The sequence below is a fragment of the Streptomyces sp. NPDC048197 genome (genome assembly GCF_043202395.1).
Taxonomy (GTDB): domain Bacteria; phylum Actinomycetota; class Actinomycetes; order Streptomycetales; family Streptomycetaceae; genus Streptomyces; species Streptomyces siderophoricus.
On sequence record NZ_JBIDAJ010000016.1, the window covers coordinates 1 to 25,240 of the forward strand.

24 protein-coding genes are annotated in these 25,240 nt (G+C 72.7%); 6 read left to right on the top strand and 18 right to left on the bottom strand.

All coding sequences use genetic code 11. The features are described from left to right. Positions 1 to 248: 248 nt before the first annotated feature. Entirely contained in the window at positions 249 to 1,307 is a 1,059-nt protein-coding gene (locus ACGF4C_RS21355) for a hydroxyacid dehydrogenase (RefSeq protein WP_393568307.1), read from the top strand. A gap of 149 nt (positions 1,308 to 1,456) precedes the next feature. On the opposite strand, the gene groL is transcribed toward ACGF4C_RS21355, so the two are convergent. Together groL and groES are read right to left on the bottom strand one after the other, a co-directional pair. After that, positions 1,457 to 3,082: a chaperonin GroEL gene (gene groL / locus ACGF4C_RS21360; protein WP_393568309.1), complete on the bottom strand. Its 1,626-nt coding sequence runs from the start codon at positions 3,080 to 3,082 to the stop codon at positions 1,457 to 1,459. A 132-nt stretch (positions 3,083 to 3,214) separates the two neighbouring features. Continuing rightward, the gene (gene groES / locus ACGF4C_RS21365; RefSeq protein ID WP_030417080.1) at positions 3,215 to 3,523 is read right to left on the bottom strand and encodes a co-chaperone GroES; all 309 of its coding nucleotides are present in this window, start codon (positions 3,521 to 3,523) and stop codon (positions 3,215 to 3,217) included. Positions 3,524 to 4,063: 540 nt separating this feature from the next. Here groES and ACGF4C_RS21370 point away from each other — a divergent pair. Further along, positions 4,064 to 5,419, top strand: a complete 1,356-nt coding sequence (locus tag ACGF4C_RS21370; protein ID WP_393568518.1) for an FtsW/RodA/SpoVE family cell cycle protein — start codon at positions 4,064 to 4,066, stop codon at positions 5,417 to 5,419. Positions 5,420 to 6,290: 871 nt separating this feature from the next. Then, positions 6,291 to 7,649 carry a methyltransferase domain-containing protein gene (locus ACGF4C_RS21375; protein ID WP_393568311.1) on the top strand — a complete coding sequence of 453 codons (1,359 nt, stop codon included), beginning with the start codon at positions 6,291 to 6,293 and terminating at the stop codon, positions 7,647 to 7,649. A 7-nt stretch (positions 7,650 to 7,656) separates the two neighbouring features. Here the strand turns inward: ACGF4C_RS21375 and ACGF4C_RS21380 are convergent, their stop codons facing one another. The 4 genes from ACGF4C_RS21380 to tsaB all read right to left on the bottom strand — a co-directional run bounded on the left by ACGF4C_RS21380 (position 7,657) and on the right by tsaB (position 10,550). Continuing rightward, the gene (locus ACGF4C_RS21380) at positions 7,657 to 8,022 is read right to left on the bottom strand and encodes a hypothetical protein (protein WP_030417077.1); all 366 of its coding nucleotides are present in this window, start codon (positions 8,020 to 8,022) and stop codon (positions 7,657 to 7,659) included. Positions 8,023 to 8,212: 190 nt separating this feature from the next. After that, the gene (gene tsaD / locus ACGF4C_RS21385) at positions 8,213 to 9,385 is read right to left on the bottom strand and encodes a tRNA (adenosine(37)-N6)-threonylcarbamoyltransferase complex transferase subunit TsaD (protein WP_393568312.1); all 1,173 of its coding nucleotides are present in this window, start codon (positions 9,383 to 9,385) and stop codon (positions 8,213 to 8,215) included. A gap of 5 nt (positions 9,386 to 9,390) precedes the next feature. After that, a complete protein-coding gene (gene rimI / locus ACGF4C_RS21390; RefSeq protein ID WP_393568314.1) occupies positions 9,391 to 9,894 on the bottom strand; it encodes a ribosomal protein S18-alanine N-acetyltransferase in 504 nt (167 codons plus the stop codon). Then, the gene (tsaB, locus tag ACGF4C_RS21395) at positions 9,891 to 10,550 is read right to left on the bottom strand and encodes a tRNA (adenosine(37)-N6)-threonylcarbamoyltransferase complex dimerization subunit type 1 TsaB (RefSeq protein ID WP_393568315.1); all 660 of its coding nucleotides are present in this window, start codon (positions 10,548 to 10,550) and stop codon (positions 9,891 to 9,893) included. The genes rimI and tsaB overlap by 4 nt, the downstream gene beginning before the upstream one ends. A gap of 89 nt (positions 10,551 to 10,639) precedes the next feature. Here tsaB and ACGF4C_RS21400 point away from each other — a divergent pair, with 89 nt between their 5' ends. Then, entirely contained in the window at positions 10,640 to 11,206 is a 567-nt protein-coding gene (locus ACGF4C_RS21400) for a hypothetical protein (protein ID WP_393568317.1), read from the top strand. Between the two features lie 45 nt (positions 11,207 to 11,251). Here ACGF4C_RS21400 and ACGF4C_RS21405 read toward each other — a convergent pair whose 3' ends face one another. From ACGF4C_RS21405 to ACGF4C_RS21445, 9 genes are all read right to left on the bottom strand, one after another. After that, the gene (locus ACGF4C_RS21405) at positions 11,252 to 11,482 is read right to left on the bottom strand and encodes a hypothetical protein (protein ID WP_393568319.1); all 231 of its coding nucleotides are present in this window, start codon (positions 11,480 to 11,482) and stop codon (positions 11,252 to 11,254) included. Positions 11,483 to 11,784: 302 nt separating this feature from the next. Then, positions 11,785 to 12,318, bottom strand: coding sequence for a tRNA (adenosine(37)-N6)-threonylcarbamoyltransferase complex ATPase subunit type 1 TsaE (gene tsaE / locus ACGF4C_RS21410; protein ID WP_030417072.1), 534 nt, complete (start codon positions 12,316 to 12,318; stop codon positions 11,785 to 11,787). Positions 12,319 to 12,541: 223 nt separating this feature from the next. Further along, the gene (locus tag ACGF4C_RS21415) at positions 12,542 to 13,879 is read right to left on the bottom strand and encodes an alpha/beta fold hydrolase (protein ID WP_393568321.1); all 1,338 of its coding nucleotides are present in this window, start codon (positions 13,877 to 13,879) and stop codon (positions 12,542 to 12,544) included. Beyond that, entirely contained in the window at positions 13,876 to 15,276 is a 1,401-nt protein-coding gene (alr, locus tag ACGF4C_RS21420) for an alanine racemase (RefSeq protein WP_393568323.1), read from the bottom strand. Before alr ends, ACGF4C_RS21415 begins: the two co-directional genes overlap by 4 nt. Before the next feature lie 59 nt (positions 15,277 to 15,335). Beyond that, positions 15,336 to 16,211, bottom strand: a complete 876-nt coding sequence (locus ACGF4C_RS21425) for a L,D-transpeptidase family protein (RefSeq protein ID WP_393568325.1) — start codon at positions 16,209 to 16,211, stop codon at positions 15,336 to 15,338. Positions 16,212 to 16,567: 356 nt separating this feature from the next. Next, positions 16,568 to 17,992, bottom strand: a complete 1,425-nt coding sequence (locus ACGF4C_RS21430; RefSeq protein WP_393568327.1) for an NAD(P)H-hydrate dehydratase — start codon at positions 17,990 to 17,992, stop codon at positions 16,568 to 16,570. A gap of 10 nt (positions 17,993 to 18,002) precedes the next feature. Continuing rightward, positions 18,003 to 18,371 carry a holo-ACP synthase gene (locus tag ACGF4C_RS21435; RefSeq protein ID WP_030413039.1) on the bottom strand — a complete coding sequence of 123 codons (369 nt, stop codon included), beginning with the start codon at positions 18,369 to 18,371 and terminating at the stop codon, positions 18,003 to 18,005. Continuing rightward, on the bottom strand, positions 18,368 to 20,215 hold the full coding sequence (gene glmS, locus ACGF4C_RS21440; protein ID WP_393568329.1) for a glutamine--fructose-6-phosphate transaminase (isomerizing): 1,848 nt from the start codon (positions 20,213 to 20,215) through the stop codon (positions 18,368 to 18,370). The genes ACGF4C_RS21435 and glmS overlap by 4 nt, the downstream gene beginning before the upstream one ends. 24 nt (positions 20,216 to 20,239) lie before the next feature. Then, positions 20,240 to 20,509 carry a hypothetical protein gene (locus tag ACGF4C_RS21445; protein ID WP_030413037.1) on the bottom strand — a complete coding sequence of 90 codons (270 nt, stop codon included), beginning with the start codon at positions 20,507 to 20,509 and terminating at the stop codon, positions 20,240 to 20,242. A 167-nt stretch (positions 20,510 to 20,676) separates the two neighbouring features. Here ACGF4C_RS21445 and coaA point away from each other — a divergent pair, with 167 nt between their 5' ends. Both coaA and ACGF4C_RS21455 read left to right on the top strand, forming a co-directional pair. Continuing rightward, the gene (gene coaA, locus ACGF4C_RS21450) at positions 20,677 to 21,666 is read left to right on the top strand and encodes a type I pantothenate kinase (RefSeq protein WP_393568331.1); all 990 of its coding nucleotides are present in this window, start codon (positions 20,677 to 20,679) and stop codon (positions 21,664 to 21,666) included. A gap of 16 nt (positions 21,667 to 21,682) precedes the next feature. Next, positions 21,683 to 22,630 carry a DUF389 domain-containing protein gene (locus ACGF4C_RS21455; RefSeq protein WP_393568332.1) on the top strand — a complete coding sequence of 316 codons (948 nt, stop codon included), beginning with the start codon at positions 21,683 to 21,685 and terminating at the stop codon, positions 22,628 to 22,630. A 31-nt stretch (positions 22,631 to 22,661) separates the two neighbouring features. Here the strand turns inward: ACGF4C_RS21455 and glmM are convergent, their stop codons facing one another. From glmM to rplM, 3 genes are all read right to left on the bottom strand, one after another. Further along, positions 22,662 to 24,020 carry a phosphoglucosamine mutase gene (gene glmM / locus ACGF4C_RS21460; protein ID WP_393568333.1) on the bottom strand — a complete coding sequence of 453 codons (1,359 nt, stop codon included), beginning with the start codon at positions 24,018 to 24,020 and terminating at the stop codon, positions 22,662 to 22,664. A gap of 160 nt (positions 24,021 to 24,180) precedes the next feature. After that, positions 24,181 to 24,684: a 30S ribosomal protein S9 gene (gene rpsI, locus ACGF4C_RS21465; protein ID WP_261957056.1), complete on the bottom strand. Its 504-nt coding sequence runs from the start codon at positions 24,682 to 24,684 to the stop codon at positions 24,181 to 24,183. A 44-nt stretch (positions 24,685 to 24,728) separates the two neighbouring features. Continuing rightward, complete coding sequence (gene rplM, locus ACGF4C_RS21470; RefSeq protein WP_030413033.1) at positions 24,729 to 25,172, bottom strand: 50S ribosomal protein L13; 444 nt, start codon at positions 25,170 to 25,172, stop codon at positions 24,729 to 24,731. Positions 25,173 to 25,240: the final 68 nt, after the last annotated feature.

A 25,240-nucleotide genomic window follows, 5' to 3' on the forward strand; every position in this document is an offset into this window, starting at 1 on the left:
TCCCCCAACGGGAGGGGACAGACCGGAGGACGAAGTCTGTAGGGCTGGCACCGCACCCAACACCCACCCAGCCCGCCGCAGGCGCAACGGCGAGAAACCACCGCGACGCCGCAGACAGCCACGTACGGGACGCCGCAAAGCGCCACGGCGAGCGAGCCCCGCGGCGGGACAGCCAACTACGTGGGAGGCACCGCAAAGCGCAGCGGAACGGCGGGAGAGACGGGTACGTGCGAGGCACCCTTCTCACCATGCACCCCACCACTGACAAACCCGACGGACCTGCGGAAACGCCCCCGATGCGGCCCGCGTTGCTGCTGTCGATGGGGCCCGGCATCGCCGACCGGCTGCTCGACGCCCGTCACCGCAGCCGCCTCGCGGCGCTCGCCCGCACCGACCCCCACCTCGTCGCGCACGAACTGGCCGACCCGCCCCCCGCGGTCGCCGCCGCCCTCGCCGACGCCGAGGTCCTGCTCACCTGCTGGGGCGCGCCGCCGCTCACCGCGCGGGTGCTGGACGCGGCGCCCCGGCTGCGTGCCGTCATCCACGCCGCCGGTTCGGTCAAACACCACCTCACCGACGCCTGCTGGGAACGCGGCCTCGCGGTCACCTCGGCCGCCGCCGCCAACGCACTGCCCGTCGCCGAGTACACGCTCGCCGCGATCCTGCTCGCCAACAAGGGCGTGCTGCACTCCGCGCACCGTTACCGCACCGTGCGCGGCCCGCACGACTGGCAGCGGGAACTCGCCGGCGCCGGCAACTACCACCGCACCGTCGGCGTCATCGGCGCCTCCCGCATCGGGCGCCGCGTCATCGAACTGCTGCGCCCCTTCGACCTGCGCGTGCTGCTGCACGACCCGTACGTCGACGCCGCCGAGGCCGCCCGTCTGGGCGCCCGGCCGGTGCCGCTGGACACGCTGTGCGCGGACAGCGACGTGGTCACCGTGCACGCCCCGCAGCTGCCCGCCACCCGCCATATGCTCGGCGTACGGGAACTGGCCCTGATGCCCGACGGGGCGACGCTGATCAACACCGCCCGCGGCTCACTCGTCGACGGGACGGCCCTGCTGCCCGAGTTGCTCACCGGCCGCCTCAACGCGGTCCTGGACGTCACCGAGCCCGAACTCCCGCCCCCCGACTCGCCGTTGTACGACCTGCCGAACGTGCTGCTCACCCCGCACGTCGCCGGCTCCCTCGGCACCGAGCTCCACCGCCTGGCCGACCACGCGCTGGACGCCCTGGAACGCTACGCCCGCGGTCTCCCGTTCACCGACCCGGTCCGCCCGGAGCATCTGCACCACTCGGCCTGACCCGCCCGCCCCGGCCGGACCACCGCCCGAGCCGTAGAGCCCCGGAAACCGCGGCCCCACAACCCCGAAACCCGGCCCCGCCGAAGCGGGACCGGGTTCCGTGGGTCAGCGAGGGGCGGCGGGGTGCCGCCCCCGGCCCGTACGGCGCGTCAGTGTGCGTGGCCGTGGCCGTGGCCGGCCTCGGCGGCCTCGTCCTCGGCGGGCTTCTCGACGACGAGGGTCTCGGTCGTCAGGAGCAGCGAGGCGATGGAGGCGGCGTTCTCCAGGGCGGAGCGGGTGACCTTCACCGGGTCGATGACGCCGGCCTTGACCAGGTCGCCGTACTCGCCGGTGGCGGCGTTGAAGCCCTGGCCCTTGTCCTGCTCGGCGACCTTCGCGGTGATGACGTAGCCCTCGAGGCCGGCGTTCTCCGCGATCCAGCGCAGCGGCTCGACGACGGCGCGGCGGACGACGGCGACACCGGTGGCCTCGTCGCCCTCCTTGCCGAGGGAGCCGTCCAGCACCTTGGCGGCGTGGACCAGCGCGGAGCCACCACCGGAGACGATGCCCTCCTCGACCGCGGCGCGGGTCGCGGAGATGGCGTCCTCCAGACGGTGCTTCTTCTCCTTGAGCTCGACCTCGGTGGCCGCACCCACACGGATGACGCACACGCCGCCGGCGAGCTTGGCGAGGCGCTCCTGGAGCTTCTCGCGGTCCCAGTCGGAGTCGGTGGTCTCGATCTCGGCCTTGATCTGGGCGACGCGGCCGGCGACGTCCTCGGCCTTGCCACCGCCGTCGACGATGGTGGTGTCGTCCTTGGTGACGGTCACGCGGCGGGCGGAGCCCAGCACGTCCAGACCGGCCTGGTCGAGCTTGAGGCCGACCTCCTCGGCGATGACGGTGGCACCGGTGAGGGTGGCCATGTCGCCGAGCATCGCCTTGCGGCGGTCACCGAAGCCGGGGGCCTTGACGGCCACCGCGTTGAAGGTGCCGCGGATCTTGTTGACGACCAGGGTCGACAGGGCCTCGCCCTCGACGTCCTCGGCGATGATCAGCAGCGGCTTGGAGCCACCCGCCTGGATGACCTTCTCCAGCAGCGGCAGCAGGTCCTGGATCGAGGCGATCTTGCCCTGGTGGATCAGGATGTACGGGTCCTCGAGGACGGCCTCCATACGCTCCTGGTCGGTGACCATGTACGGCGAGAGGTAGCCCTTGTCGAAGGCCATGCCCTCGGTGAAGTCGAGCTCCAGGCCGAAGGTGTTGGACTCCTCGACGGTGATCACACCGTCCTTGCCGACCTTGTCCATCGCCTCGGCGATGAGCTCGCCGACCTGCTTGTCCTGCGCGGACAGGCCGGCCACGGCGGCGATGTCGGTCTTGTCGTCGATCGGCCGGGCGGTCGCGAGGAGCTCCTCGGACACGGCCTTGACGGCGGCGTCGATGCCCTTCTTCAGGGCGGCCGGGGAAGCACCCGCGGCGACGTTGCGGAGGCCCTCGCGGACCAGCGCCTGGGCCAGCACGGTGGCGGTGGTGGTGCCGTCACCCGCGATGTCGTTGGTCTTGGTCGCCACCTCCTTGACGAGCTGGGCGCCCAGGTTCTCGTACGGGTCGTCGACCTCGACCTCACGGGCGATGGTGACACCGTCGTTGGTGATGGTGGGGGCGCCGAACTTCTTGTCGATGACGACGTTGCGGCCCTTGGGGCCGATCGTCACCTTGACCGTGTCGGCAAGCTTGTTGACGCCGCGCTCAAGGGCGCGACGGGCGTCCTCGTCGAACTTCAGGATCTTCGCCATGGGTTGCTTCAAGTCCTCTCATTGCGATCCTCGGCACGCAGTGGGGACCGCTGTCTCAAACGGAACTGCGCCCCTGCCCCGGGTTGTTTAGACGCGGGAACCAGGGGCGCAGATCACGGCAAATCGGGTGACTTACTTCTCGACGATCGCGAGAACGTCGCGAGCCGAGAGAACGAGGTACTCCTCGTTGTTGTACTTCACCTCGGTGCCGCCGTACTTGCTGTAAAGCACGACGTCGCCAACGGTGACGTCGAGCTCGACGCGCTTGCCGTCCTCGAAGCGGCCCGGGCCCACGGCCAGGACGACGCCCTCCTGGGGCTTCTCCTTGGCGGTGTCCGGAATGACCAGGCCCGAAGCCGTGGTCTGCTCGGCGTCGAGCGGCTGGACCACAATGCGGTCCTCGAGCGGCTTGATGGCAACCTTGGAGCTGGCGGTCGTCACGATCCGACCTCCCCCTTCGGAGATCTCACGGGGTTAACTGTCTGAGGTGGCGACCAGGTGGATCCGTCGTCGCGGGTGCCGGACCTGCCCGTCGCTGTGTGTCTGGCACTCCCCCTCGGAGAGTGCCAACGCCGAGACTATGACGCGGTTAGCACTCGGTCAAGCGGAGTGCCAGCGCGGCGGGGGTGCATCGTGCGACGCGGGTTGACCGCCGGTCCGTACCAGGTGGACGGGCGGCGGTGATCCCCGCCAAATCGGACACACCTTCCCCTTCCCTCGCAACCACGCCACCGGCTGCTTCGTCTACCTCCCCGACTGCCGAGCCGGTGAACCGTGTGCGCCACGCGTGCGACGTCTCCACCCTTGCGAGGTGCCGTGCGCACCACGCAGACGACGCGTGGGGCGTGGGCGACGTGCTTGCGACATGTGCGACCCGGTTCCGGGCCGGCGGCCCTGACCATCGATGGCGGAGGAACCGTGCGTGGACTGACCAGCGCTTCCCGGGCGGCCGGGGAGCCGGAGAGCGATGCCGAACGCACCATGACGTTCGCCGCGCTCGCCCAGGCACCGAACCGCCGGCGGACCGAGGCCCGGCTGCTCGCCCTCGTCGTCGCGATCGCCGTCTTCGGCTACGCGTACACCGGCCTGTCGATGACCGGCCGACTGCCCGGCGGGCTGCCCGGCTTCGCGATCAGCATGCTCTTCGTGGCACTGGTCCCGCACCTGGTCCTGCGCCGCTTCGCCCGGCGCGCCGACCCGCTGATCCTGCCGCTGGCGACGCTGCTGACCGGGATCGGCCTGGTCCTGCTGCACCGCCTGGACGTCACGTACGCCCAGACCCGCCACCCGAAGATCGCCGAGGCGGCCAGCGGGCAGCTGGTGTGGACGGTGATCGGGGTGGCGGTCTGCATCGCCATCCTGCTGGTGCTGCGCGACCACCGCATCCTGCAGCGCTACATCTATCTGACGATGGCGGTGGCGCTGGTGCTCCTGATGGCGCCGGCCTTCTTCGGCGCGGACATGTACGGCGCGAAGCGGTGGATCCTGCTCGGGCCGCTGTCGCTCCAGCCCGGCGAGTTCGTGAAGATCATGATCTCGGTGTTCTTCGCCGGCTACCTCACCGTCAACCGCGACGCCCTGGCGCTGGCCGGCCGCCGCGTCATGGGCATCCAGCTGCCCCCGGGGCGACAGCTCGGCCCGATCTTCACGATCTGGGCGATCAGCCTGCTGGTGCTGATCTTCGAACGGGACCTGGGCACCTCGCTGATCTTCTTCGGCGTCTTCGTGATCATGCTCTACATGGCCACCGACCGCACCAGCTGGGTGGTGTGCGGTCTGCTGATGGCCATCGCCGGCGCGGCCGTCGTCGGCTCCCTCGAACCGCATGTGCACGGCCGGGTCACCGCCTGGCTGGACCCGATGCGCGCGTACACCAAACAGGGCCGAGCCGAGGGCATGTCCCAGCAGCTGGCCGATGCGCTGTTCAGCTTCGGCAGCGGCGGCATCAGCGGCACCGGCCTCGGCCAGGGCCACCCCGAGCTGGTCGGCTTCGCCGGCAACAGCGACTTCATCCTCACCACCGTCGGGGAGGAACTGGGCCTCGCCGGGACGATGGCCGTCCTGATGCTCTACGTCCTGCTCGCCCAGCGCGGCCTGCGGGTGGGGCTGACCGCCCGCGACCCCTTCAGCAAACTCCTCGCGGTCGGCCTCGCCGGCGCACTGCTGCTCCAGGTCTTCGTCGTCTCCGGCGGCGTCACCGGTCTCATCCCCCTCACGGGCAAGGCCCTCCCCTTCCTCGCCAAGGGAGGCTCGTCGCTGGTCGCGAACTGGGTGATGGTGGCGATACTCCTACGCATCAGCGACCACGCCCAAAAACGACGCGAGCCGGTGCGGTGACTTTTCTCCTCCCACGTACTTGGCTTTCCCGCCGCGGTTGTTGCTCGCCGTTGCGCGCTTTGCGGCGCCGCGCACGTAGTTGTCTGTCCCGCCGCGGTTGTTGCTCGCCGTTGCGCTTTGCGGCGCCGCGTACGTGGCTGGCCGTCCCGCCGCGGGGCTTCTCGCCATTGCGCTTTGCGGCGCCGCGTACGTAGCTGGCCGTCCCGCCGCGAGGCTTCTCGCCATTGCACGCTTTGCGGCGCCGCGTACGTAGTTGTCGGTCCCGTCGCGGGGCTTGTTCGCCGTTGCGCCTGGCGGCGGGCGTTTGTGTTTTGGGTGCGGTGCCGGCCCTCCAGACTTCGTCCTCCGGTCCAGCCCCTCCCGTGAGTGGGGGGGAGAGGCCGGTGGGGGCGGGCGTCGTCGTCATGGCTGTGCGTCGCGTCGAGGGTGCCGGGAATACCTCCACCGCCCGTCGAGTTGAGGCTCTGCGAGGGGCGCTCGCGACCCCTACGGGATCTGTTCGACCGTCCCCTACGGGTCCCCAAAACCCCTTGCATCCCCAACGCCCGCCCCCACCCACCGCATTCCCCTCCCCCATCGGGAGGGGACGGGCCGGAGGGGCCGGTTGTGTGGACGTAAAGCGTCAGCAGTCCACACAACCGGCCCCGGAGGCCCGTCACCGCACCCACAACCAACCCAGCCCGCCGCAGGCGCAACGGCGAGAAGCAACAACGGCGGGACAGACGGGTACGTGCGGGGCGCCGCAAAGCGCAACGGCGAGCAACCACCGCGGCGGGACGGCCAAGTACGTGGGAGGCGCCGCAAAGCGCACCGGCGAGACGCCCCGCGGCGCCGCAGACAGGTACGTGGGGAAGGGGGAGACAATGGTTTCGTGACGGACGACCAGGCCCTCGATGACTTCGCTGCTCTCCTTGCCCCGGAGGGGCAGGCCCTGCTGTGGGAGCTGCGGGACCACGACCCCGCCGACGAGCTGGCGGCAGCCACCCGGCTGCGGCGGGACCACGCCGCACCGCTCGTTTCCGCCGCGCTCACCCAAGCGCGGCTCCGGCAGCGGGCGGCCGTGAAGTTCGGGGCCGACGCGCAGCGGATGTACTTCACACCGAACGGGGTCGAGCAGTCCACCCGCGCCTCGGTCGCCGCGCACCGCGCGGCACGGCTGGCCGGGCTCGGCGTGCGAACGCTGGCCGATCTGTGCTGCGGGATCGGCGGGGACGCGCTGGCGCTGGCGCGGGCCGGGATCCGGGTGCTGGCCGTCGACCGGGACCCGCTGGCCTGCGCGGCGGCACGGGCGAACGCCGAGGCACTGGGGCTCGCGGAACTGATCGAGGTGCGCTGCGCGGACGTGACGGAGGTGGACACCACCGGGTACGACGCGGTGTTCGTCGACCCGGCGCGCCGCACCAAGGCCCGCGGGGGCCGGATCTTCGATCCGGAGGCGTACTCGCCGCCGCTGTCATGGGCCGTCGAGGCCGCCCGTACCGCTCCGTTCGCGGCGCTGAAGATCGCTCCGGGGGTGCCGCACGAGGCGCTGCCCGAGGACGCCGAGACGGAGTGGATCTCCTACGGGGGCGAGGTGAAGGAGGCGGTGGTGTGGTTCGCCCGGCCCGGTGGGGGCGGAGAGCCGGTGCCCGGCGGAGGCGAGAAGCCGGTGCCCGACCGGGAAGACGAGCCGGTGCCCGGCGGAGGCGAGAAGCCGGTGCCCGGCGGGGGCGACGCGCCGGTGCCCGGCGGAAGCGGGAAGCCAGTGGCCGGCGGGGGCGACGCGCCGGTGCCCGGTGGGCGTCGGGCGACGTTGCTGCCGGGTGGGGACTCGCTGCTCGGGGCCGGTCTGCCGGATCCGGAGCCCGGGCCGGTGGGGCGCTATCTGTACGAGCCGGACGGTGCCGTCATCCGTGCCCACCTCGTCGCGGAGGTCGCCGCCGGGCTCGGCGGGCGGCTGATCGACCCGACGATCGCGTACGTCACCGCCGACACGCTGCGCCCCACACCCTTCGCGACCGCCTACGCGATCACCGATGTGCTGCCGTTCAACGTGAAACGGCTGAAGGCGCTGCTGCGGGAGCGCGGGGTCGGTGTCGCGGTCATCAAGAAGCGGGGTTCCGCGGTGGAGCCGGAGGAGCTGCGCAAGAAGCTGAAGCTGGGTGGCGGCGGCAGTTCCTGCACGATCTTCCTCACCCGGGTGGCGGGGGCGCCGACGATGCTGCTGGGACAGCCGGCCAACGGGTTCTGACGGGTGGTCAGGCCAGGTCGGTGAGGTCCTCGGCGTAGATCTGGGAGAGCGGCTGCGGGCCGACGTACTGCTGGCAGGTGCACTGGCCGGCCTCGTACTGGACCGGCTTGTGGTCGGCGTCCCAGGCGACCGGGATCTCCACCCGCTCATGACACTTGCCCTTTTTGTCATGCTTCGCAAGGTGGTGGGTGCAGCCGCACACCGGCTCCGGCGGCTTCTGGGAGGCCTCCAGCGCCTGCCGTTCCTGACGGGCGGACGCCAGCCGCTCCATCTTGCGCTCGTGGCGGGTGCGCAGCGCCGTACGGGCGGTGTCCGCGACCTTCGCGAAGCCGCCCGCCATGAAGAAGATGAACACCCACCAGAACCAGTCCACAGCCTGCCGCCTCCCCACACGCCCGGTGCTGCACCAGGGTAAGACCTCGCGGCGGTCGCGGAGTCCGGGGAGGCGGCGGTTGTCACCGATCCTCAGATGTCGCCGGTCCGGAGGCCGACATTCCGGACCGACGCCCCGTCACGAGGGGGAATTGAGGAGCAGCTACCGGGAGATGAGATGACGAGCAGGCTCACGAGTAGAGGTTCTGCTTGCTCAGCTCGTGGACGTGGTCGTGGCCGTGGCCGTCACCGTGGCTGTGACCATGGCCGTGGTCGTGGTCGTGACCGTGGTGGCCGTCGTCCTCGGGCGTCTCCGCCGGGACGTGCGGTTCGGTGACCGGGAGCGAGGAGTCCGCGGACAGGTCCCAGGCGGAGGCCGCGCGGCCGCGCGCCACCATCTCGGCGCCGAGGGCCGCGACCATCGCGCCGTTGTCCGTGCACAGCTTGGGCCGCGGCACCCGCAGCGTGATCCCGGCGTCCTCGCAGCGGCGCTGGGCCATCGCCCGCAGCCGGGAGTTGGCCGCGACGCCGCCGCCGATCATCAGGTGCTCGACGCCGTTGTCCTTGCAGGCGCGTACCGCCTTGCGGGTCAGCACATCCACCACGGCCTCCTGGAAGGACGCCGAGACGTCCGCCACCGGCACCTCCTCGCCGGCCGCCCGCTTGGCCTCGATCCAGCGGGCCACCGCCGTCTTCAGGCCGGAGAAGGAGAAGTCGTAGGCGGGGTCGCGGGGGCCGGTCAGCCCGCGCGGGAAGCGGATCGCGTCCGGGTCGCCCTCGCGGGCGTAGCGGTCGATGACCGGGCCGCCCGGGAAGCCGAGGTTCAGCACCCGGGCGATCTTGTCGAACGCCTCGCCGGCCGCGTCGTCGATGGTCGAGCCGAGCGGGCGCACGTCGGAGGTGATGTCCGGGGCCAGCAGCAGCGAGGAGTGGCCGCCGCTCACCAGCAGCGCCATCGTCGGCTCCGGCAGCGGGCCGTGTTCGAGCTGGTCGACGCAGATGTGCGAGGCGAGGTGGTTGACGCCGTAGAGCGGCTTGCCGAGCGCGTAGGCGTACGCCTTGGCGGCCGAGACGCCGACCAGCAGGGCGCCGGCCAGGCCCGGGCCCGCGGTGACCGCGATGCCGTCGAGGTCGCTCGCCGCGACGCCGGCGTCCTTCAGGGCGCGCTGGATGGTGGGGACCATCGCCTCCAGATGGGCGCGGGAGGCCACCTCCGGCACCACGCCGCCGAAACGGGCGTGTTCGTCGACGCTGGAGGCGACCGCGTCGGCGAGGAGGGTGTGGCCGCGGACGATACCGACACCGGTCTCGTCGCAGGAGGTCTCGATGCCGAGGACGAGCGGTCCGCCGCGTGAGTCAGCCATGGTTGTCAGGTTCCTTGTACGGAGGGTGCTTCGGAGGAGGTCTGGGTGGTGCGGCGCATCACCAGGGCGTCGACGTTGCCGGGCTGGTAGTAGCCGCGCCGGAAGCCGATCGGCTCGAAGCCGAAGCGTTCGTAGAGACGCTGGGCGCGGAGGTTGTCGACCCGTACCTCCAGCAGCACCTCGTGGCATTCGAAGTCCGTTGCGGCGCCGAGGAGTTCGGTCAGCAGCCGGGCGCCGAGGCCGGTGCCCCACTGGTCGCGGGCGGCGGCGATGGTCTGGACGTCGCCGGTGCCGTCGACGGCGGCGAGCCCGGCGTAGCCGACCAGCCGGCCCGCGAGTTCGGCGACCAGGTAGCGGCGGGTGGCCCGCGGGCCGCGGGCGTGTGCCAGCTCGGACCAGAACATGCCGCGCGACCAGGCGTCCTCGGGGAACAGCTGGCGCTCCAGCTCCAGCACCGGGGCTATGTCCCACCAGCGCATCTCGCGCAGCTCGGCGGCCGGCCCGGTCACTTGGGGGTGACCACCTTGTAGTTGGCGGGCACCTGGGCGTCCGGGCGGCGCAGGTACAGCGGCTGCGGCGGCAGCAGCTCCTCGCCCGCGGCCAGCTTGGCGGCGGCCAGTTCGGCGAGCGCGCCGGCGGACTGGTGCTCGGGGGCGTCCCGCCGTACGCCGGTGAAGACGGAGTCGTAGAGCAGCGCGCCCGCACCGACGGCCGGGACGCCGGCCACCTGCTCGGCGATGTCGGCGGGGCGGTCCACGGCGGGCTCGGTCAGGCGCGTACGGGCGTCCTCGTAGCGGGCCCAGTAGACCTCTTTGCGGCGGGCGTCGGTGGCGACCACGAACGGCTCGGTGAGGCCGGAGGCGTGGGCCAGGCCGTCGAGCGAGCACAGGCCGTGGACGGGGACGTCGAGCGCCGCGCCGAACGTGGCGGCGGTCACCAGACCGACCCGCAGTCCGGTGTACGGCCCCGGGCCCACCCCGGCGATGATGGCGCTGACCTCGTCGAGCTTGCGGCCGGCCTCGGCCAGCACCCGGTCGACGGCGGGCAGCAGCAGCTCGCCGTGCCGGCGCGCGTCCACCTGGCGGGACTCGGCGAGGACCCGCTCGCCGTCATGGAGCGCGACGGTGACGGCGGGGGTGGCGGTGTCAAGAGCTAGCAGCAGCACGTCTTTAAGACTACGGCGCGGCGGGTGGTGCCCGTCGCGGTGCTACCGTCGGCCCGTGGTCCAGGCCCGTACGGAAAGGTGGCACAGCGGTGCCCGCTAAGAGCAGCACGATCGTCACCGCGCTGACCACGGCCGCCGTGGTCGTGGTCGGGGTGCTCGGCTACCAGGCCGCGGCCTCCGCCCCGGACTCCCTCGCGCCGGCCCGTAAGGGTCACCACGGCACCGCCAAGGGCCACGAGGACGGCTCCGGGAAGAAGCACCGCAAGCCCGCTCCGACACCGGTCCCGGCGGCCTCCGGCACCGGTAAGCGGGTGGTGTACTCGCTCGCCGCCAAGCGGGTCTGGCTGGTCGGCGCGAACGGCAAGGCGCTGCGGACGTACCAGGTCGCGCCCAGCACGGTGAGCCCGCCGCCCGGCGCGTACGCGGTGACCTCGCGGTCGGTGAGCATCACCGGCTCGGACGGGGTCGCGATCGAGCACGTGGTGCTGTTCGGCGGCGTCGGCGGCGTCCCGGTCGGCTTCAGCGCGGCCGTCGACGGCTCCCGGCCCGACCCCGCCTCCAAGAAGAAGACCGGCGGCATCCGGGAGTCCCGGCCCGACGGCAAGGCGATGTGGGATTTCGCACTCCAGGGCACCAAGGTCGTGGTGGTGGCCTAAGGGCGTCCCCTGGGCGGACCCCAGCGGATTCTTGACCCGTACGGGCTATGCCGCGGTGCGGCCCGGAGTGGACGCCGGGGCGTCCTCGCCGTCCGCCGGCGATTCCTCCGCGGCGGCGGGCCGGTCCGCCGGCCGGTCCTTACGGGCTTCCGGGCGTTCCTTCCGGGACTCCTCGGGGGCGTCGGGGGGCGTGGAAACGGCGCTGGCAGCGGCGCACGCCGCCAGCAGTTCGTTCATCGTCGGCGTCTCGCGCGCGTCGTGCTGGTGGGCCGGCATGGACGCCTCCCGGGGCTCCTGGGGCAAGCGACAGAAGCTAGGCCGCCTCCGAGCTCGGCGAGCTCGTTACTTAGGCTGACCTAACTGGGGTCACATCCCATGTGACCACGCCCGGTACCGGGTACGCAACATCTTGCCGACGGCTTGTCGGAAACTACGGGACCCACGGCCGGATATCCGCCCGCCCAAGGGGACCACCGGCCCGATCGGGCCGGCCGGGATCGTCAGCCGGGCCGGAGCCCCAGGCCGGCCGGATCCTCAGCCGGGTCGGACCCGGATCATCGGCCGGATCGTCGACCGGGTCAGATACCCAGGTCGGCCAGGCCGGCGTCCGCCCAGCGCGCGCCGAAACCGCTGACCGTCACCTCACGGACGTCGTCCACGTCGTCCTCCGGGTGCCCGTGGGCGCCACCCGGGGCATCGGCGCCCACGGCCCGCCCGATGACGACGTGCAGCCGGTCCTCGGAGAGCTCCTCGACCTTGCCCTCACCCCACTCGACGACCACCACCGACTCCGGCAGCGAGACGTCGAGGTCCAGGTCCTCCATCTCGTCCAGCCCGCCGCCGAGCCGGTAGGCGTCGACGTGCACCAGCGCCGGCCCGCCGGTCAGGGAGGGGTGCACCCGGGCGATGACGAACGTGGGCGAGGTCACGGCGCCGCGCACGCCCAGGCCCTCGCCCAGCCCGCGGGTCAGTGTGGTCTTGCCGGCGCCCAGCTCACCGGTGAGCAGCACCAGGTCGCCGGGGCGCAGCAGCGGGGCCAGTCTGCGGCCCAACTCCTGCATCTGGTCGGGGGACTTGACAGTGACATGCGCAACGGGGGCGGTGGTGCTCATGCCGCAAATGGTACGGCCCACCCGTCGCCCGGCCAGCACCCCTGACCGACACCGCTGCGCGGCGGAAGCCTCTCGCGTCGCCCGACCACCACCCCTGACCGACACCGCTGCGCGGCGGAAGCCTCTCGCGTCGCCCGGCCAGCACCCCTGACCGGCACCGCCACGCCGTGGCAGGGCCTCCCGCCGCCCCGGCCGGCCCGCTACGCCCTGGCAGAACCTCGCCTCACGCCCGTGCGTGGCCCGAACTGCGGGCCGCTGCCGCCGCGCGTTCCACGAGGGCCACCAGGTGCTCGTTGACCAGTTCGGGCCGCTCCAGCATCACCAGGTGGCCGGCGCCGGGCACACACACCAGCTCCGCGTCCGGCAGCACCTCCGCGATCGTCCGGCTGTGGTCGGCGGGGGTGATCAGATCGCTCTCACCGGCGAGCACCAGCGCGGGCACCGCGTCGTACGCCACCAGCGCCTCGGTCTTGTCGTGCACCGCGAACGCCGGGAAGAACTCGGCGACCACATCGATCGGGGTGCCCTCGATCAGCCGCTCGCCGAACCGCGCGATGCCCGGGTCGACGTCCTCCGGCGTGCCGAACGAATACCGCTTGACCAACCCGGCGAACAGATCGGCAGTGGCCCGCCGGCCGCGTTCGACCAGCTCGGGCTGCCAGCCCAGTGCCTTGAGCACGCCCGGTGCGAGCGCGTGGAACGCCTTCATGCCCATCGACGGCAGCCCGTAGGTGACCTCGCTGAGCCGGCCCGCGGACGTGCCGATCAGGGCCACGCCGATCACCCGTTCCGCGACGTACTCGGGGAACTGGTCGGCCAGCGCCATCACCGTCATCCCGCCCATCGAGTGCCCGACCAGCACGATCGGCCCCTCGGGCACCGCGGCGTCCAGCACCGCCTTCAGATCCCGGCCGAGCAGGTCGATGGTGACGTTCTCGGTGCCGTCGATCTGGCCGTGGCCGCGGGCCGAGCGGCCGTGGCTGCGCTGGTCCCAGTGGACGGTGCGCACCGTGCCGCGCAGCGCGGCCCGCTGGAAGTGCCAGGAGTCCTGGTTCAGGCAGTAACCGTGGCTGAAGACGACCGTCGGGGCGGCCGACGGGCGCCGGCCCAGCGCCGCCGTCAGCCGCTTGCGCAGTCCGCCCTGGGCCTCCTGGGCGGCCCGGGCCTGCTTGCCGCGGACGGGCCGGGCCGACGGGTCGTTGCGGCCGTGTTTGCCGCCCCGGCGGTCGCCCTTCTCCAGGCGGGCGGGCTCCGCGCCCACCTCGTCGATCTCGAAGTACAGCTCCGTGCCGTCCTCGGAGATCGCCGCGCCGGGCGTGCCGCGCAGCGTGCCGTACGGGCCGGCCGCGTCCAGGGCGAGCCGGGCCCGGCGGCGCATCCCGCGGCCGACCGTCAGCCGCTCTATGGCCACACCGGCCGCCGCCCCGGCCGCGACCACACCGATCGCGGCTCCGGCGATGCCGGCGTGGCGGCCCGCCTTGGCCCAGTTGTTCGCGGCCTCGGCCGCCACCTCGGCGGCCGTCTCGACCGCCTGCACGGCGGCTTCAGTGCCGTCGGTCATGCCGTACCCCCCGTGAGCGCGGTGTCTCCATCGGCCGTTCCGGCTGTCGCGGTGCCGGTTGCCTGGGTCGTTGCGGTGGTCGGTGCGGTGGTCGGTGCTTTGTGTGCTGCGGTGGCCGGTGCGGTGGTCGTCACGGTGCTGATCGCGCTGTCCGCTGCGCTCTCTTCCGTGCCGGCTTCCGTTCCGACTGCCGTTCCGTTCTCTTCGTGTGGCGCCTGTGCCTCTTCTGCCCCGTCTGCCCCGAACACCCCGCCGTCCATCTCGCTGTCCACATAGACGCGCGGGACGCGGGTTCCGATCCGGGTGACGATTTCGTACCCGATGGTTCCGGCCGCCCGACCCCAGTCCTCCGCGGTCGGCTCGCCGCGGTCGCCGGGCCCGAAGAGCACCGCGAGGTCGCCCACCTCGGCGCTGTCGCCGCCCAGGTCGACGACGAACTGGTCCATGGCGATCCGCCCGGCGACCGTCCGCCACTTCCCGGCGACCAGCACCGGGCCGGTGCCCGAGGCGTGCCGCGGGATGCCGTCGGCGTAGCCGAGCGGGACCAGCGCGAGCGTCGTCTCGCCGGGGGTGAGGTACCGGTGCCCGTACGACACGCCGTGGCCGCCCGGGACCCGCTTGACCGACGCGAGCGCGGCCTCCAGGGTCATCGCGGGCCGCAGCCCGAAGTCCTCGGAGGTGCCGACTTCGGGGCTCGGTGAGATGCCGTAGATACCGATACCGGTACGGACCAGGTCGAAGTGGGCTTCAGGGAGGGTGAGCGTCGCCGGGGTGTTGGCGATGTGCCGCACCTCGGGGCGCAGCCCGGCCGACTCCGCCGTCCGCAGCGCCTGGTGGAAGACGTCGAGCTGAGCCGCGATGGAGGGGTGGCCGGGCTCGTCGGCGCAGGCGAAGTGCGACCAGACGCCGGTGACCCGCAGGGCGCCCGTGACCTCGGCGGCGCGGGCCGCGGCGGTCAGCTCCGGCCAGTCGGCGGGCGGGCAGCCGTTGCGGCCGAGCCCGGTGTCGATCTTGAGCTGGACGCGGGCGGTACGGCCGGCCGCCCGCGCCGCGTCGGTCACCTCACGCAGGGCCCACAGGCCGCTCACCGAGACATCGATGTCCTGCTCCACCGCGCGCCGCCAGGGCCCGCCCGGCGTCCACAGCCAGCACATCAGCCGCCCGGTGTCACCGGCCGCGCGCAGGGCGAGCGCCTCCTCGGGGAGCGCGGTGCCCAGCCAGGTCGCGCCGGCCGCCCGGGCCGCCCGGGCACACGGCACCGCGCCGTGTCCGTAGCCGTCGGACTTGACCACGGCCATCAGCTCTGCCCCGGGGGCGCGTTCCCGCAGGGCACGGACGTTCGCCCGCACGGCGGCGAGGTCGACGACGGCACGGGCACGGTTCGCTGTCTCGTTCATCCCCCTCAGTGTCGCAGGCGCTCGCCCGGCGCCCCGGGGGACCGGCACGAAAACCGTGCTCACCCGCTGGGTTTCCGCCCCCAGACGTACACGAGGTCGTGCTTCCTGAGCACGTACCAGAGGTTGCGCGCGTCCGACCAGGTCAGATTGATGCACCCGTGCGAGCCGGGTCCCTCGTAGATGTCGTCCTCGACGCCGTGGAACGCCTCCCCACGGTCGAAGAACTGCGCGAACGGCATCGGCGTGTGGTACAGGTTCGAAATGTGGTTCCTGCGCCGCAGATAGATCCGGTACGTCCCGATACGGGTCTCCATCGTCGGCTGCCCGGAACGGATCGGCACCGGATCGAAGATCACCCGTCCGGCCTGCTGCACCCACATCAGCTGCCGGTCCAGGTCGACGCACGCGGTCCGCTCCGCGCGGACCGGGCAGTGACCGGCCCGGTTGGGGTCCTTCCCGGCCCGCAGCAGCCGCACCACGGCGCCGGTGACCGGCCCCGCGTAACCGGTCGCCGGGGCGATCCGGTGCGCCTGCTGGAACCGCCGGATCGCCCGGCAGTCCCCCCGGCTCTGCCGCCCGTCCGGCTTCCGCCGCAGATAGCGCTCGGCCTGCCGCTGGAACGGCCCGGTGAAGCGGGTGCAGCGCGCCGACCGGGCAGCGTGGCCCGCCTCGGACCGGGGGACGTACTCGATGTGCAGCCGCCCCCCGGGCGCCGGGCGCTGCGGGCCGCGCGGGACACCGGGGACGAGGTCGGCGGCCGCGGTCCGGGTGCGGGCCGGGTACCCGGGTGCGTGTCCGGGTGCGTGTCCGGCGGAGGGCGCGTACCGGGCAGGGGCCGCGGGCCGGGCGGCTGACGGGGCGACGGCCACCGCGGGCGGCCCGGCGAGCGGGAACAGCGAGGCGCCGGCCAGCAGCGCCACAAGCGTGCGTTTCATGCCCTCACGCATGCCGTGGCCGGACCCCCGTCCCGCCCGCCCGGCCACGAGGTTCGCCCTGCTGCCCGCGGCATTCCCCCGCGGGGCGTAACGCGTAACGGCGTCACGCGGGGCGGAAGGTGGGCGGCGGCGGGAGGCGTCAGGCGCGGAGGGGGCGGGTGGCGGGGTAACGCGGGGCGGGGGCGGGCGGCTTGGGGCTCGGGGAGGGGGCGGGGCGGCTTGGGCCCCTACGGGGTGGTCGAACAGACCCCGTAAGGGTCACGAGCGCCCCCTGCGGGGCCACAACGCTGCGCGGAGGACAGGTATTCCCAACAGCCCCCCCCGGACGGCCCCGCGCCGAACCGGCCCCGTACCTGTCACCCCGTCACATCGCGCCAAGCCGCCCCCAGATGGTCCGCCACCTCCGTGGCGAGGATGGGGGCGCCCTCGGGGCCGGCCGCCCGGCGGGCCGCCAGGCCGTGGAGGTACGCGCCGACGGATGCCGCGTCGCGGGCGGGCAGGCCGGCGGCGAGGAGTGAGCCGGTGACGCCCGACAGGACGTCACCGCTGCCGGCCGTGGCCAGCCAGCCGGTGCCGGTGGGGTTCACCCGCACCGGGCCGCTCTCCCGCGCGACCAGCGTCGTCGAGCCCTTCAGCAGCACCGTCGCGGCATAACGCGCCGCCAGTTCCCGTACGGACGCGAGCCGTTCCGCCTCGACCTCGTCGCGGCCGCGGCCCAGCAGCGCCGCCGCCTCCCCGGCGTGCGGCGTCAGCAGCGTCTCGGCGGTGCGCGCCCGGACCCGTTCCGGCGTCAGGAAGCGCAGCCCGTCCGCGTCCACCAGGACCGGTACGTCGGAGGCCAGCACGTCCTCCAGGGCGTCCGATTCGTCGCCGATGCCGGGACCGATCACCCAGGACTGCACCCGGCCGGCCTTGTGCGGCGGCCCGGCGTGCACCAACGTCTCGGGGAAGCGGGCCAGCACCGCGTCCGCGGCCGGGCCGACGTACCGGACCGCCCCCGCCCCGCCGCGCAGCGCACCGGCCACCGCCAGCACCGCCGCCCCCGGATAGCGCGCCGACCCGGCGACCACACCGACCACGCCCCGCCGGTACTTGTCGCTCTCCGCCGCCGGGCGCGGCAGCAGTTCCGCCACGTCCGCGTGCTGCAGCGCCTCGAACTCGGCCTCCCCGGGCAGCGTCAGGCCGATGTCCACCAGCCGCAGCGCCCCCGCCCGCTCCCGGGCCGGATCGATCAGCAGGCCCGGCTTGTACGCCCCGAACGTCACCGTCGCATCGGCCCGTACCGCCTCCCCGCGCACCTCGCCGCTGTCCGCGTCCACCCCGCTGGGCAGGTCGACCGCCACGACGGGCGCCGACTCCCAGGCCACGCGGGCGAGTTCGGCGGCGTCCGGCCGCAGTCCGCCGCGGCCGCCGATGCCCACGATCCCGTCCACGACCAGATCGCACCGGGCGAGGTCCCGCAGCGCGTCGTCCGACACCCGGCCGCCGGCCGCCCGCAGGGCGCCGAGGCCGCCCGGGTGGGCCCGTTCCGGCGAGAGCAGGACGGCGACCACGCCGGCCCCGCGCCGGGCCAGCCGGGCCCCGGCGTACAGCGCGTCCCCGCCGTTGTCCCCGCTGCCGACCAGCAGCACGACCCGGCTGCCGTAGACCCGGCCCAGCAACTCCCGGCAGGCGGCGGCCAGTCCGGCCGCCGCCCGCTGCATCAGGGCCCCTTCCGGCAGACGGGCCATCAGGTCCCGCTCGGCGGCCCGCACGGTCGACACGCTGTAGGCAGTCCTCATGGCCCCAGTGTCACCCCTCGGCGATCACCACGGCCGAAGCGACCCCCGCGTCATGGCTCAGCGAGAGGTGCCACGACCGTACGCCGAGCCGGGCCGCGCACGCCTCGACCGTGCCGCGCACCCGCAGCCGGGGCCGCCCGCTGTCCTCGACGTACACCTCGGCGTCGGTCCAGTGCAGCCCGGCCGGCGCGCCCAGCGCCTTGGCCACCGCCTCCTTGGCGGCGAACCGGGCCGCGAGCGACGCCGTGCCGCGCCGCTCTCCGCTCGGCAGCAGCAGTTCCGACGCGACGAACAGCCGGTCGGCCAGCTCGGGCGTGCGGTCCAGCGCCGCGGCGAACCGGTCGATCTCGGCGACGTCGATCCCCACCCCGATGATCACTCCACCGTCACCGACTTGGCGAGGTTGCGCGGCTGGTCGACCTCGTTGCCGCGGGCGGTGGCCAGCTCGCAGGCGAAGACCTGCAGCGGGACGGTGGAGACCAGCGGCTGCAGCAGCACGGGTGTGTGCGGGATGCGCACCAGGTGGTCGGCGTAGGGCACCACGGCCTCGTCGCCCTCCTCGGCGATCACGATCGTGCGGGCGCCGCGGGCCCGGATCTCCTGGATGTTGGAGACGATCTTGTCGTGCAGTACGGACCGGCCGCGCGGCGACGGGACCACGACGACGACCGGCAGATCGTCCTCGATCAGCGCGATCGGGCCGTGCTTGAGCTCACCGGCGGCGAAGCCCTCGGCGTGCATGTACGCCAGCTCCTTGAGCTTGAGCGCGCCCTCCAGCGCCACCGGGTAGCCGACGTGCCGGCCGAGGAACAGCACGGTGTCCTTGTCGGCGAGGCTGCGGGCCAGCTCCCGTACCGGCTCCATCGTTCCGAGCACCTGGTCGACCTGGGTGCCGATGGCGGCCAGTTCGCGCACCACCGCCCGGATCTCGTCGCCCCACTTCGTGCCCCGTACCTGCGCGACGTACAGCGCGACCAGGTAGCAGGCGACCAGCTGGGTCAGGAACGCCTTCGTGGACGCCACGGCGACCTCGGGACCGGCGTGCGTGTAGAGCACCGCGTCCGACTCGCGGGGGATCGTCGAGCCGTTGGTGTTGCAGATGGCGAGCACCTTCGCGCCCTGTTCGCGGGCGTGCCGGAGGGCCATCAGGGTGTCCATGGTCTCGCCGGACTGGCTGATCGCGATCACCAGCGTGCGCCGGTCCAGGATCGGGTCGCGGTAGCGGAACTCGCTGGCCAGCTCCGTCTCGCAGGGGATGCGGGTCCAGTGCTCGATCGCGTACTTGGCGATCATGCCGGCGTGGTACGCGGTCCCGCACGCCACGATGACGACCTTGTCGACCTCGCGCAGCACCTCCGGCGGGATCCGCACCTCGTCCAGGGAGAGCACCCCCGAACCGTCGATCCGGCCCAGCAGGGTGTCCGCGACGGCCTTGGGCTGCTCGGCGATCTCCTTGAGCATGAAGTAGTCGTAGCCGCCCTTCTCGGCGGCCGAGGCGTCCCAGTCGACGTGGTACTCGCGGACGTCCGCGGGCGCACCGTCGAAGTCGGTGACCGTCACCCCCTCCCGGCGGGCCTCGACGACCTGGTCCTGGCCCAGCTCGATCGCCTCGCGGGTGTGCGCGATGAACGCCGCGACGTCGGAGGCCAGGAATGCCTCGCCGTCGCCGATGCCCACCACCAGCGGGGAGTTGCGGCGCGCACCGACGACCACGTCGGGCTCGTCGGCGTGCACCGCGACCAGCGTGAACGCGCCCTCCAGCCGCCGGCACACCTGCCGCATCGCCTCGGCGAGCTCACCGCACGAGGAGTAGCACTCGGCGAGCAGATGGGCCACGACCTCGGTGTCGGTCTCGGACGCCAAGGTGTGGCCGCGCTCGGTGAGTTCGGTGCGCAGCGCGGCGAAGTTCTCGATGATGCCGTTGTGCACCACCGAGACCCGCCCGGCGTTGTCCAGGTGCGGGTGGGCGTTCTCGTCGGTGGGCCCGCCGTGGGTGGCCCACCGGGTGTGCCCGATGGCGGTGGAGCCGGCCGGCAGCGGACGGTCCGCCAGCTCCTTCTCCAGGTTGGCGAGTTTGCCGGCCTTCTTGGCCGCGGCCAGCCCGCCGTCGGCCAGCACGGCGACGCCCGCCGAGTCGTAGCCGCGGTACTCCAGCCGCTTCAGCCCGGCCAGGACGACGTCCAGGGCGCTCTGCCCGCCCACATAACCCACGATTCCGCACATGGGGGCAGCCTACGACGCGGCCCCTCAATACCCGCGTGCTATCCGGTGGTGCGCCTCCCGCACCGTCTCCAGGAACTCCTCGTCGGCCTCCGCGTCGGCTCCGGGTCCGCCGGCCGGCTCGTACCGTTCCAGGAAGTCGGCGAGGTCCTCGCCCAGGTCCTCGTCGGGGAGTTCCTCGGCGAGTTCGGCGTGCACCCGGGCGACGAAGAGGTCCGTCGCCGTGCCGTCCGGTCCGTTCTTCCTGCGCCGGTACCGCAGTCCCGGCAGTGCTGGCTTGCGCGTGCGCACAGCCACCCCCTGTGTCTTCTTCGCGGCCCGGATTGCGGGCCGCCCCCGGGCCGACCGTACCGGGCCGGATCCGTCCGGTACAGAGGGGCAGGTGGCGAAGGCCACACGCCGGGCCGGGGTGGCGTATGACACCCCGGCATGAACGGCGTGTGACGGCTGCGCACAATGGGCGCGTGCCCCTGACGACCGATCCGCCCGCGCGCCGCCGCGCCGACAGCTCCCCCTACGTCGATCTGACGCGCGCCCAGTGGAGCGCCCTCAGGGAGAAGACCCCGCTGCCGCTGACCGCCGAAGAGGTGGAGCGGCTGCGCGGCCTGGGCGACGTCATCGACCTGGACGAGGTCCGCGACGTCTACCTCCCGCTGTCCCGGCTGCTGAACCTCTACGTCGGCGCGACCAGCAACCTGCGCGGCGCGCTGAACACCTTCCTGGGCGACGCCGGCGACGGCCACGGCTCGCAGCCCGGCACCCCGTTCGTCATAGGGGTCGCGGGCAGCGTCGCGGTCGGCAAGTCGACCACCGCCCGGCTGCTGCAGGCACTGCTGGCCCGCTGGCCGGAGCACCCGCGCGTGGAGCTGGTCACCACCGACGGGTTCCTGTTCCCCAACGCCGAGCTGCACCGGCGCGGCCTGATGTCCCGCAAGGGCTTCCCGGAGTCCTACGACCGCCGCGCGCTGACCCGTTTCGTCGCGGACGTGAAGTCCGGCAAGGCGGAGGTGTCCGCGCCGGTCTACTCGCACCTGATCTACGACATCGTGCCCGGCGAGCGGCTCACCGTGCACCGTCCGGACATCCTCATCGTCGAGGGGCTCAACGTCCTGCAGCCGGCGCTGCCCGGCAAGGACGGACGCACCCGCCTCGGTCTTGCCGACTTCTTCGACTTCTCCGTGTACGTCGACGCCCGCACCGAGGACATCGAGCAGTGGTACCTCGGCCGGTTCCGGAAACTGCGCGAGACCGCCTTCCAGAACCCGTTCTCGTACTTCCGCAAGTACACCCAGGTCTCCGAGGACGAGGCCCTCGACTACGCCCGCATGATGTGGCGCACCATCAACAGGCCCAACCTGCAGCAGAACGTGGCCCCCACCCGCGGCCGCGCCAGCCTGGTGCTGCGCAAGGGGCCGGACCACAAGGTGCAGCGGCTGTCGCTGCGCAAGCTGTAGGAAGGGTGCGCGGACCGTGCTGCATCTGCGACTGATCGTGCCGGCGGACCGTACCGACGCGACCCTGGAACTGCTGGGGACGACGGTCGGTACGGCCCATGTGGCGGTACTGGCCGGGGCCGCCCGGGACCCGCGGGGCGACGTGGTGCTGTGCGACGTCGCCCGGGAGGCCGCCGACGGGCTGCTGGCCGGGCTGCGGGCGCTGGGCCTGCACAAGGACGGCTCGATCGCGATCGAGAACATCGACCTGTCGCTGTCCGTACGGGCCGAACGGGCCGAGGACGAGGCGCCCGGCGAGGGGGCCGACGCGGTGCTGTGGGAGTCGCTGACCGACGCCACCCACGAGGAGTCCACGCTCTCCGCCACCTACCTGGCGTTCCTGACGGTCGCCACGATGATCGCGGCCTGCGGTGTGGTCCTCGACAACGCGATCCTGATCGTCGGCGCGATGGCGGTGGGCCCGGAGTTCGGCCCACTGGCCGGTATCTGCACCGCGCTGGTGCAGCGGGCACCGCGGCTGGCCTGGCGCTCGGTGACGGCACTGGTCGTGGGCTTCGCCGCGGCCATGGTCCTGACGGTGGGCTTCAGCCTCTTCATGGACGCGATGGGCCTGTTCCACGCCGGGGCGCTGGCGGCGGAGCGGCCCAACACGAACTTCATCTACCGGCCGGACTGGTTCTCGTTCGTCGTCGCCGTGCTGGCCGGGATCGCCGGGGTGCTTTCCTTGACGTCCGCGAAATCGGGCGCCCTGGTAGGAGTGGCGATCTCCGTGACGACCGTCCCGGCCGCCGCCAACGCCGCGGTCGCGCTCGCCTACGGGGCGTACGGCCAGGCCTGGCACTCCATGGAGCAGCTGCTGCTGAACCTGGCGGGGATCATCGTGGCCGGAACCCTGACCCTGGTCGCCCAGAAACTGCTGTGGGCCCGGCACGACACGGGCCCCGCCCGCCGGCTGCGCCACTGACGGCACGCCGGGCGGGCGGGGCCCAAGTGCCTTATCCCAGCGCGGACTTGACCACGTCCGCGAGCCGGCCGGCCACCGCCCGCGCCTGCTCCTCGTCCGCGGCCTCCACCATCACCCGGACCAGCGGCTCGGTGCCGGACGGCCGCAGCAGCACCCGCCCGGTGCCGCCGAGCTCCCGCTCGGCCTCGGCGACCGCCTGGGTCAGCTCGGGCGAGGTGGCCACCCGCGACCTGTCGACGTCGGGGACGTTGACCAGGACCTGCGGCAGCCGCTCCATGACGCCCGCCAGGTCCCCGAGCGGACGGCCGGTCGCCGCGACCCGGGCGGCCAGCATCAGCCCGGTCAGCGTGCCGTCGCCGGTGGTGGCGTGGTCCAGCACGATGACGTGCCCGGACTGCTCGCCGCCCAGCGCGAAGCCGTGCGCCTTCATCTCCTCCAGGACGTACCGGTCGCCGACCGCGGTCTGCACCAGGTCGATGCCCTCGCGCTCCATGGCCAGCTTGAAGCCCAGGTTGGACATGACGGTGGCGACCACGGTGTTCTTCCGCAGCGCCCCGGCCTCCCGCATGCCGAGCGCCAGCACGGCCAGGATCTGGTCCCCGTCGACCTCGTTGCCCTCGCGGTCCACGGCCAGGCAGCGGTCCGCGTCCCCGTCGTGGGCGACGCCGAGGTCGGCGCCGTGCTCGACGACGGCCGCGCGCAGCTGCGCGAGGTGGGTGGAGCCGCAGCCGTCGTTGATGTTCAGGCCGTCGGGGTCGGTGCCGAGGGTGACGACCTCGGCACCGGCCCGGGCGAACGCCTCGGGCGAGACCCGCGCCGCCGCGCCGTGCGCACCGTCGATGACGACCTTCAGCCCGTCCAGGCGGTTCGGCAGGACACCGACCAGGTGCGCGACGTAGTTGTCGAAGCCCTCGTCGTAGACGGTGACCCGGCCCACGCCGCCGCCGGTCGGGCGCTCCCACGGCTCGCCGGAGCTGTGCGCCCGGTAGGTCTCCTCGATCCGGTCCTCCAGCTCGTCGGCGAGCTTGTGGCCGCCGCGGGCGAAGAACTTGATGCCGTTGTCGGGCATCGGGTTGTGGCTGGCGGAGAGCATCACACCCAGGTCCGCGCCCAGCGAGCCGGTCAGGTACGCCACCGCCGGGGTCGGCAGCACGCCCACCCGCAGCACGTCCACTCCGGCGCTGGCCAGCCCGGCCACCACCGCCGCCTCCAGGAACTCCCCCGACGCCCGCGGATCCCGCCCGACCACGGCCACCGGCCGGTGACCCTCGAATGTGCCCGCCTCCGCAAGCACATGCGCCGCAGCGACCGAGAGACCGAGCGCCAGCTCCGCCGTCAGGTCCGCATTGGCGACGCCGCGCACACCGTCCGTGCCGAAGAGTCGTCCCACTGGTGTCCTCCGAGTTTCTGAGCTTGGACCAGAGCGTCACGTCCAGGTATACGCCCCTGGACGTGGATCTACGCCGCCCGGTCCCGGATAGCCGAACGCCCCGGCAGCACGGGAAGTGCCACCGGGGCGTACGCCACGAGCTGCATGATGCAGCGCGTGATTAGCGCTTGCTGTACTGCGGCGCCTTGCGGGCCTTCTTCAGACCGGCCTTCTTGCGCTCGACCGCACGGTCGTCACGCTTGAGGAACCCGGCCTTCTTCAGCGCGGGGCGGTTGTTCTCGACGTCCGCCTCGTTCAGCGCACGGGCCACGCCCAGGCGCAGCGCACCGGCCTGGCCGGAGATGCCGCCGCCGGCGATGCGGGCGATGACGTCGTAGCGGTTGTCGAGCTCGAGCACCTTGAAGGGCTCGTTGACTTCCTGCTGGTGCACCTTGTTCGGGAAGTAGCCCTCAAGGGTGCGGCCGTTGATCTTCCACTGGCCGGAGCCCGGAACGATCCGGACGCGGGCGATGGCGTTCTTGCGACGGCCCAGGCCGGCGGCCGGCTGCGGGTCGCCGAAGCGGGACGCGAGGGACTCGGAGGTGTACTCCGACTCCACGACCTCGGTCTCGGTGGTGTACTCCTCGACCTCGTCCAGCGGGGTCTCGGGGGTGGTCTCAGCCACGATGCTCCTTAAGAATTCTCTGTCGTCTTAGGGGGTGGCCGGACTTACTGCGCGACCTGGGTGATCTCGAACGGCACCGGCTGCTGCGCAGCGTGCGGGTGCTCGGCGCCCGCGTAGACCTTCAGCTTCGAGAGCATCTGACGGCCGAGGGTGTTCTTGGGGAGCATGCCCTTGATGGCCTTCTCGACGGCCTTCTCGGGGTTCTTGTCGAGCAGCTCGTCGTAACGGACGGAGCGCAGACCACCCGGGAAGCCGGAGTGACGGTAGGCCATCTTCTGGGTCTTCTTGTTGCCGGACAGGTGCACCTTGTCGGCGTTGATGATGATGACGAAGTCACCGGTGTCAACGTGCGGTGCATACACCGGCTTGTGCTTACCCCGCAGGAGGGACGCGGCCTGGCTGGCCAGACGGCCCAGGACAACGTCCTGCGCGTCAATGATGTGCCACTGGCGCTGGACATCGCCGGGCTTGGGGCTGAACGTACGCACGGTCGTAGCCTTCGCTTCTTCAGTGATGGGACCCCCGGGCCGTGAGGACTCGGGGGTGGGTCCTGTAC

Coding starts and splice junctions, on each gene's coding strand:
- glmS (WP_393568329.1), bottom strand. CDS start 20,215: ATGTGCGGAATCGTGGGTTATGTGGGCGGGCAGAGCGCCCTGGACGTC.
- tsaE (WP_030417072.1), bottom strand. CDS start 12,318: ATGAGCACCACCGCCCCCGTTGCGCATGTCACTGTCAAGTCCCCCGAC.
- ACGF4C_RS21405 (WP_393568319.1), bottom strand. CDS start 11,482: ATGCCGGCCCACCAGCACGACGCGCGCGAGACGCCGACGATGAACGAA.
- groL (WP_393568309.1), bottom strand. CDS start 3,082: ATGGCGAAGATCCTGAAGTTCGACGAGGACGCCCGTCGCGCCCTTGAG.
- ACGF4C_RS21430 (WP_393568327.1), bottom strand. CDS start 17,992: ATGAGGACTGCCTACAGCGTGTCGACCGTGCGGGCCGCCGAGCGGGAC.
- ACGF4C_RS21415 (WP_393568321.1), bottom strand. CDS start 13,879: ATGACCGACGGCACTGAAGCCGCCGTGCAGGCGGTCGAGACGGCCGCC.
- tsaD (WP_393568312.1), bottom strand. CDS start 9,385: ATGGCTGACTCACGCGGCGGACCGCTCGTCCTCGGCATCGAGACCTCC.
- ACGF4C_RS21370 (WP_393568518.1), top strand. CDS start 4,064: ATGACGTTCGCCGCGCTCGCCCAGGCACCGAACCGCCGGCGGACCGAG.
- alr (WP_393568323.1), bottom strand. CDS start 15,276: ATGAACGAGACAGCGAACCGTGCCCGTGCCGTCGTCGACCTCGCCGCC.
- ACGF4C_RS21425 (WP_393568325.1), bottom strand. CDS start 16,211: ATGAAACGCACGCTTGTGGCGCTGCTGGCCGGCGCCTCGCTGTTCCCG.
- ACGF4C_RS21355 (WP_393568307.1), top strand. CDS start 249: ATGCACCCCACCACTGACAAACCCGACGGACCTGCGGAAACGCCCCCG.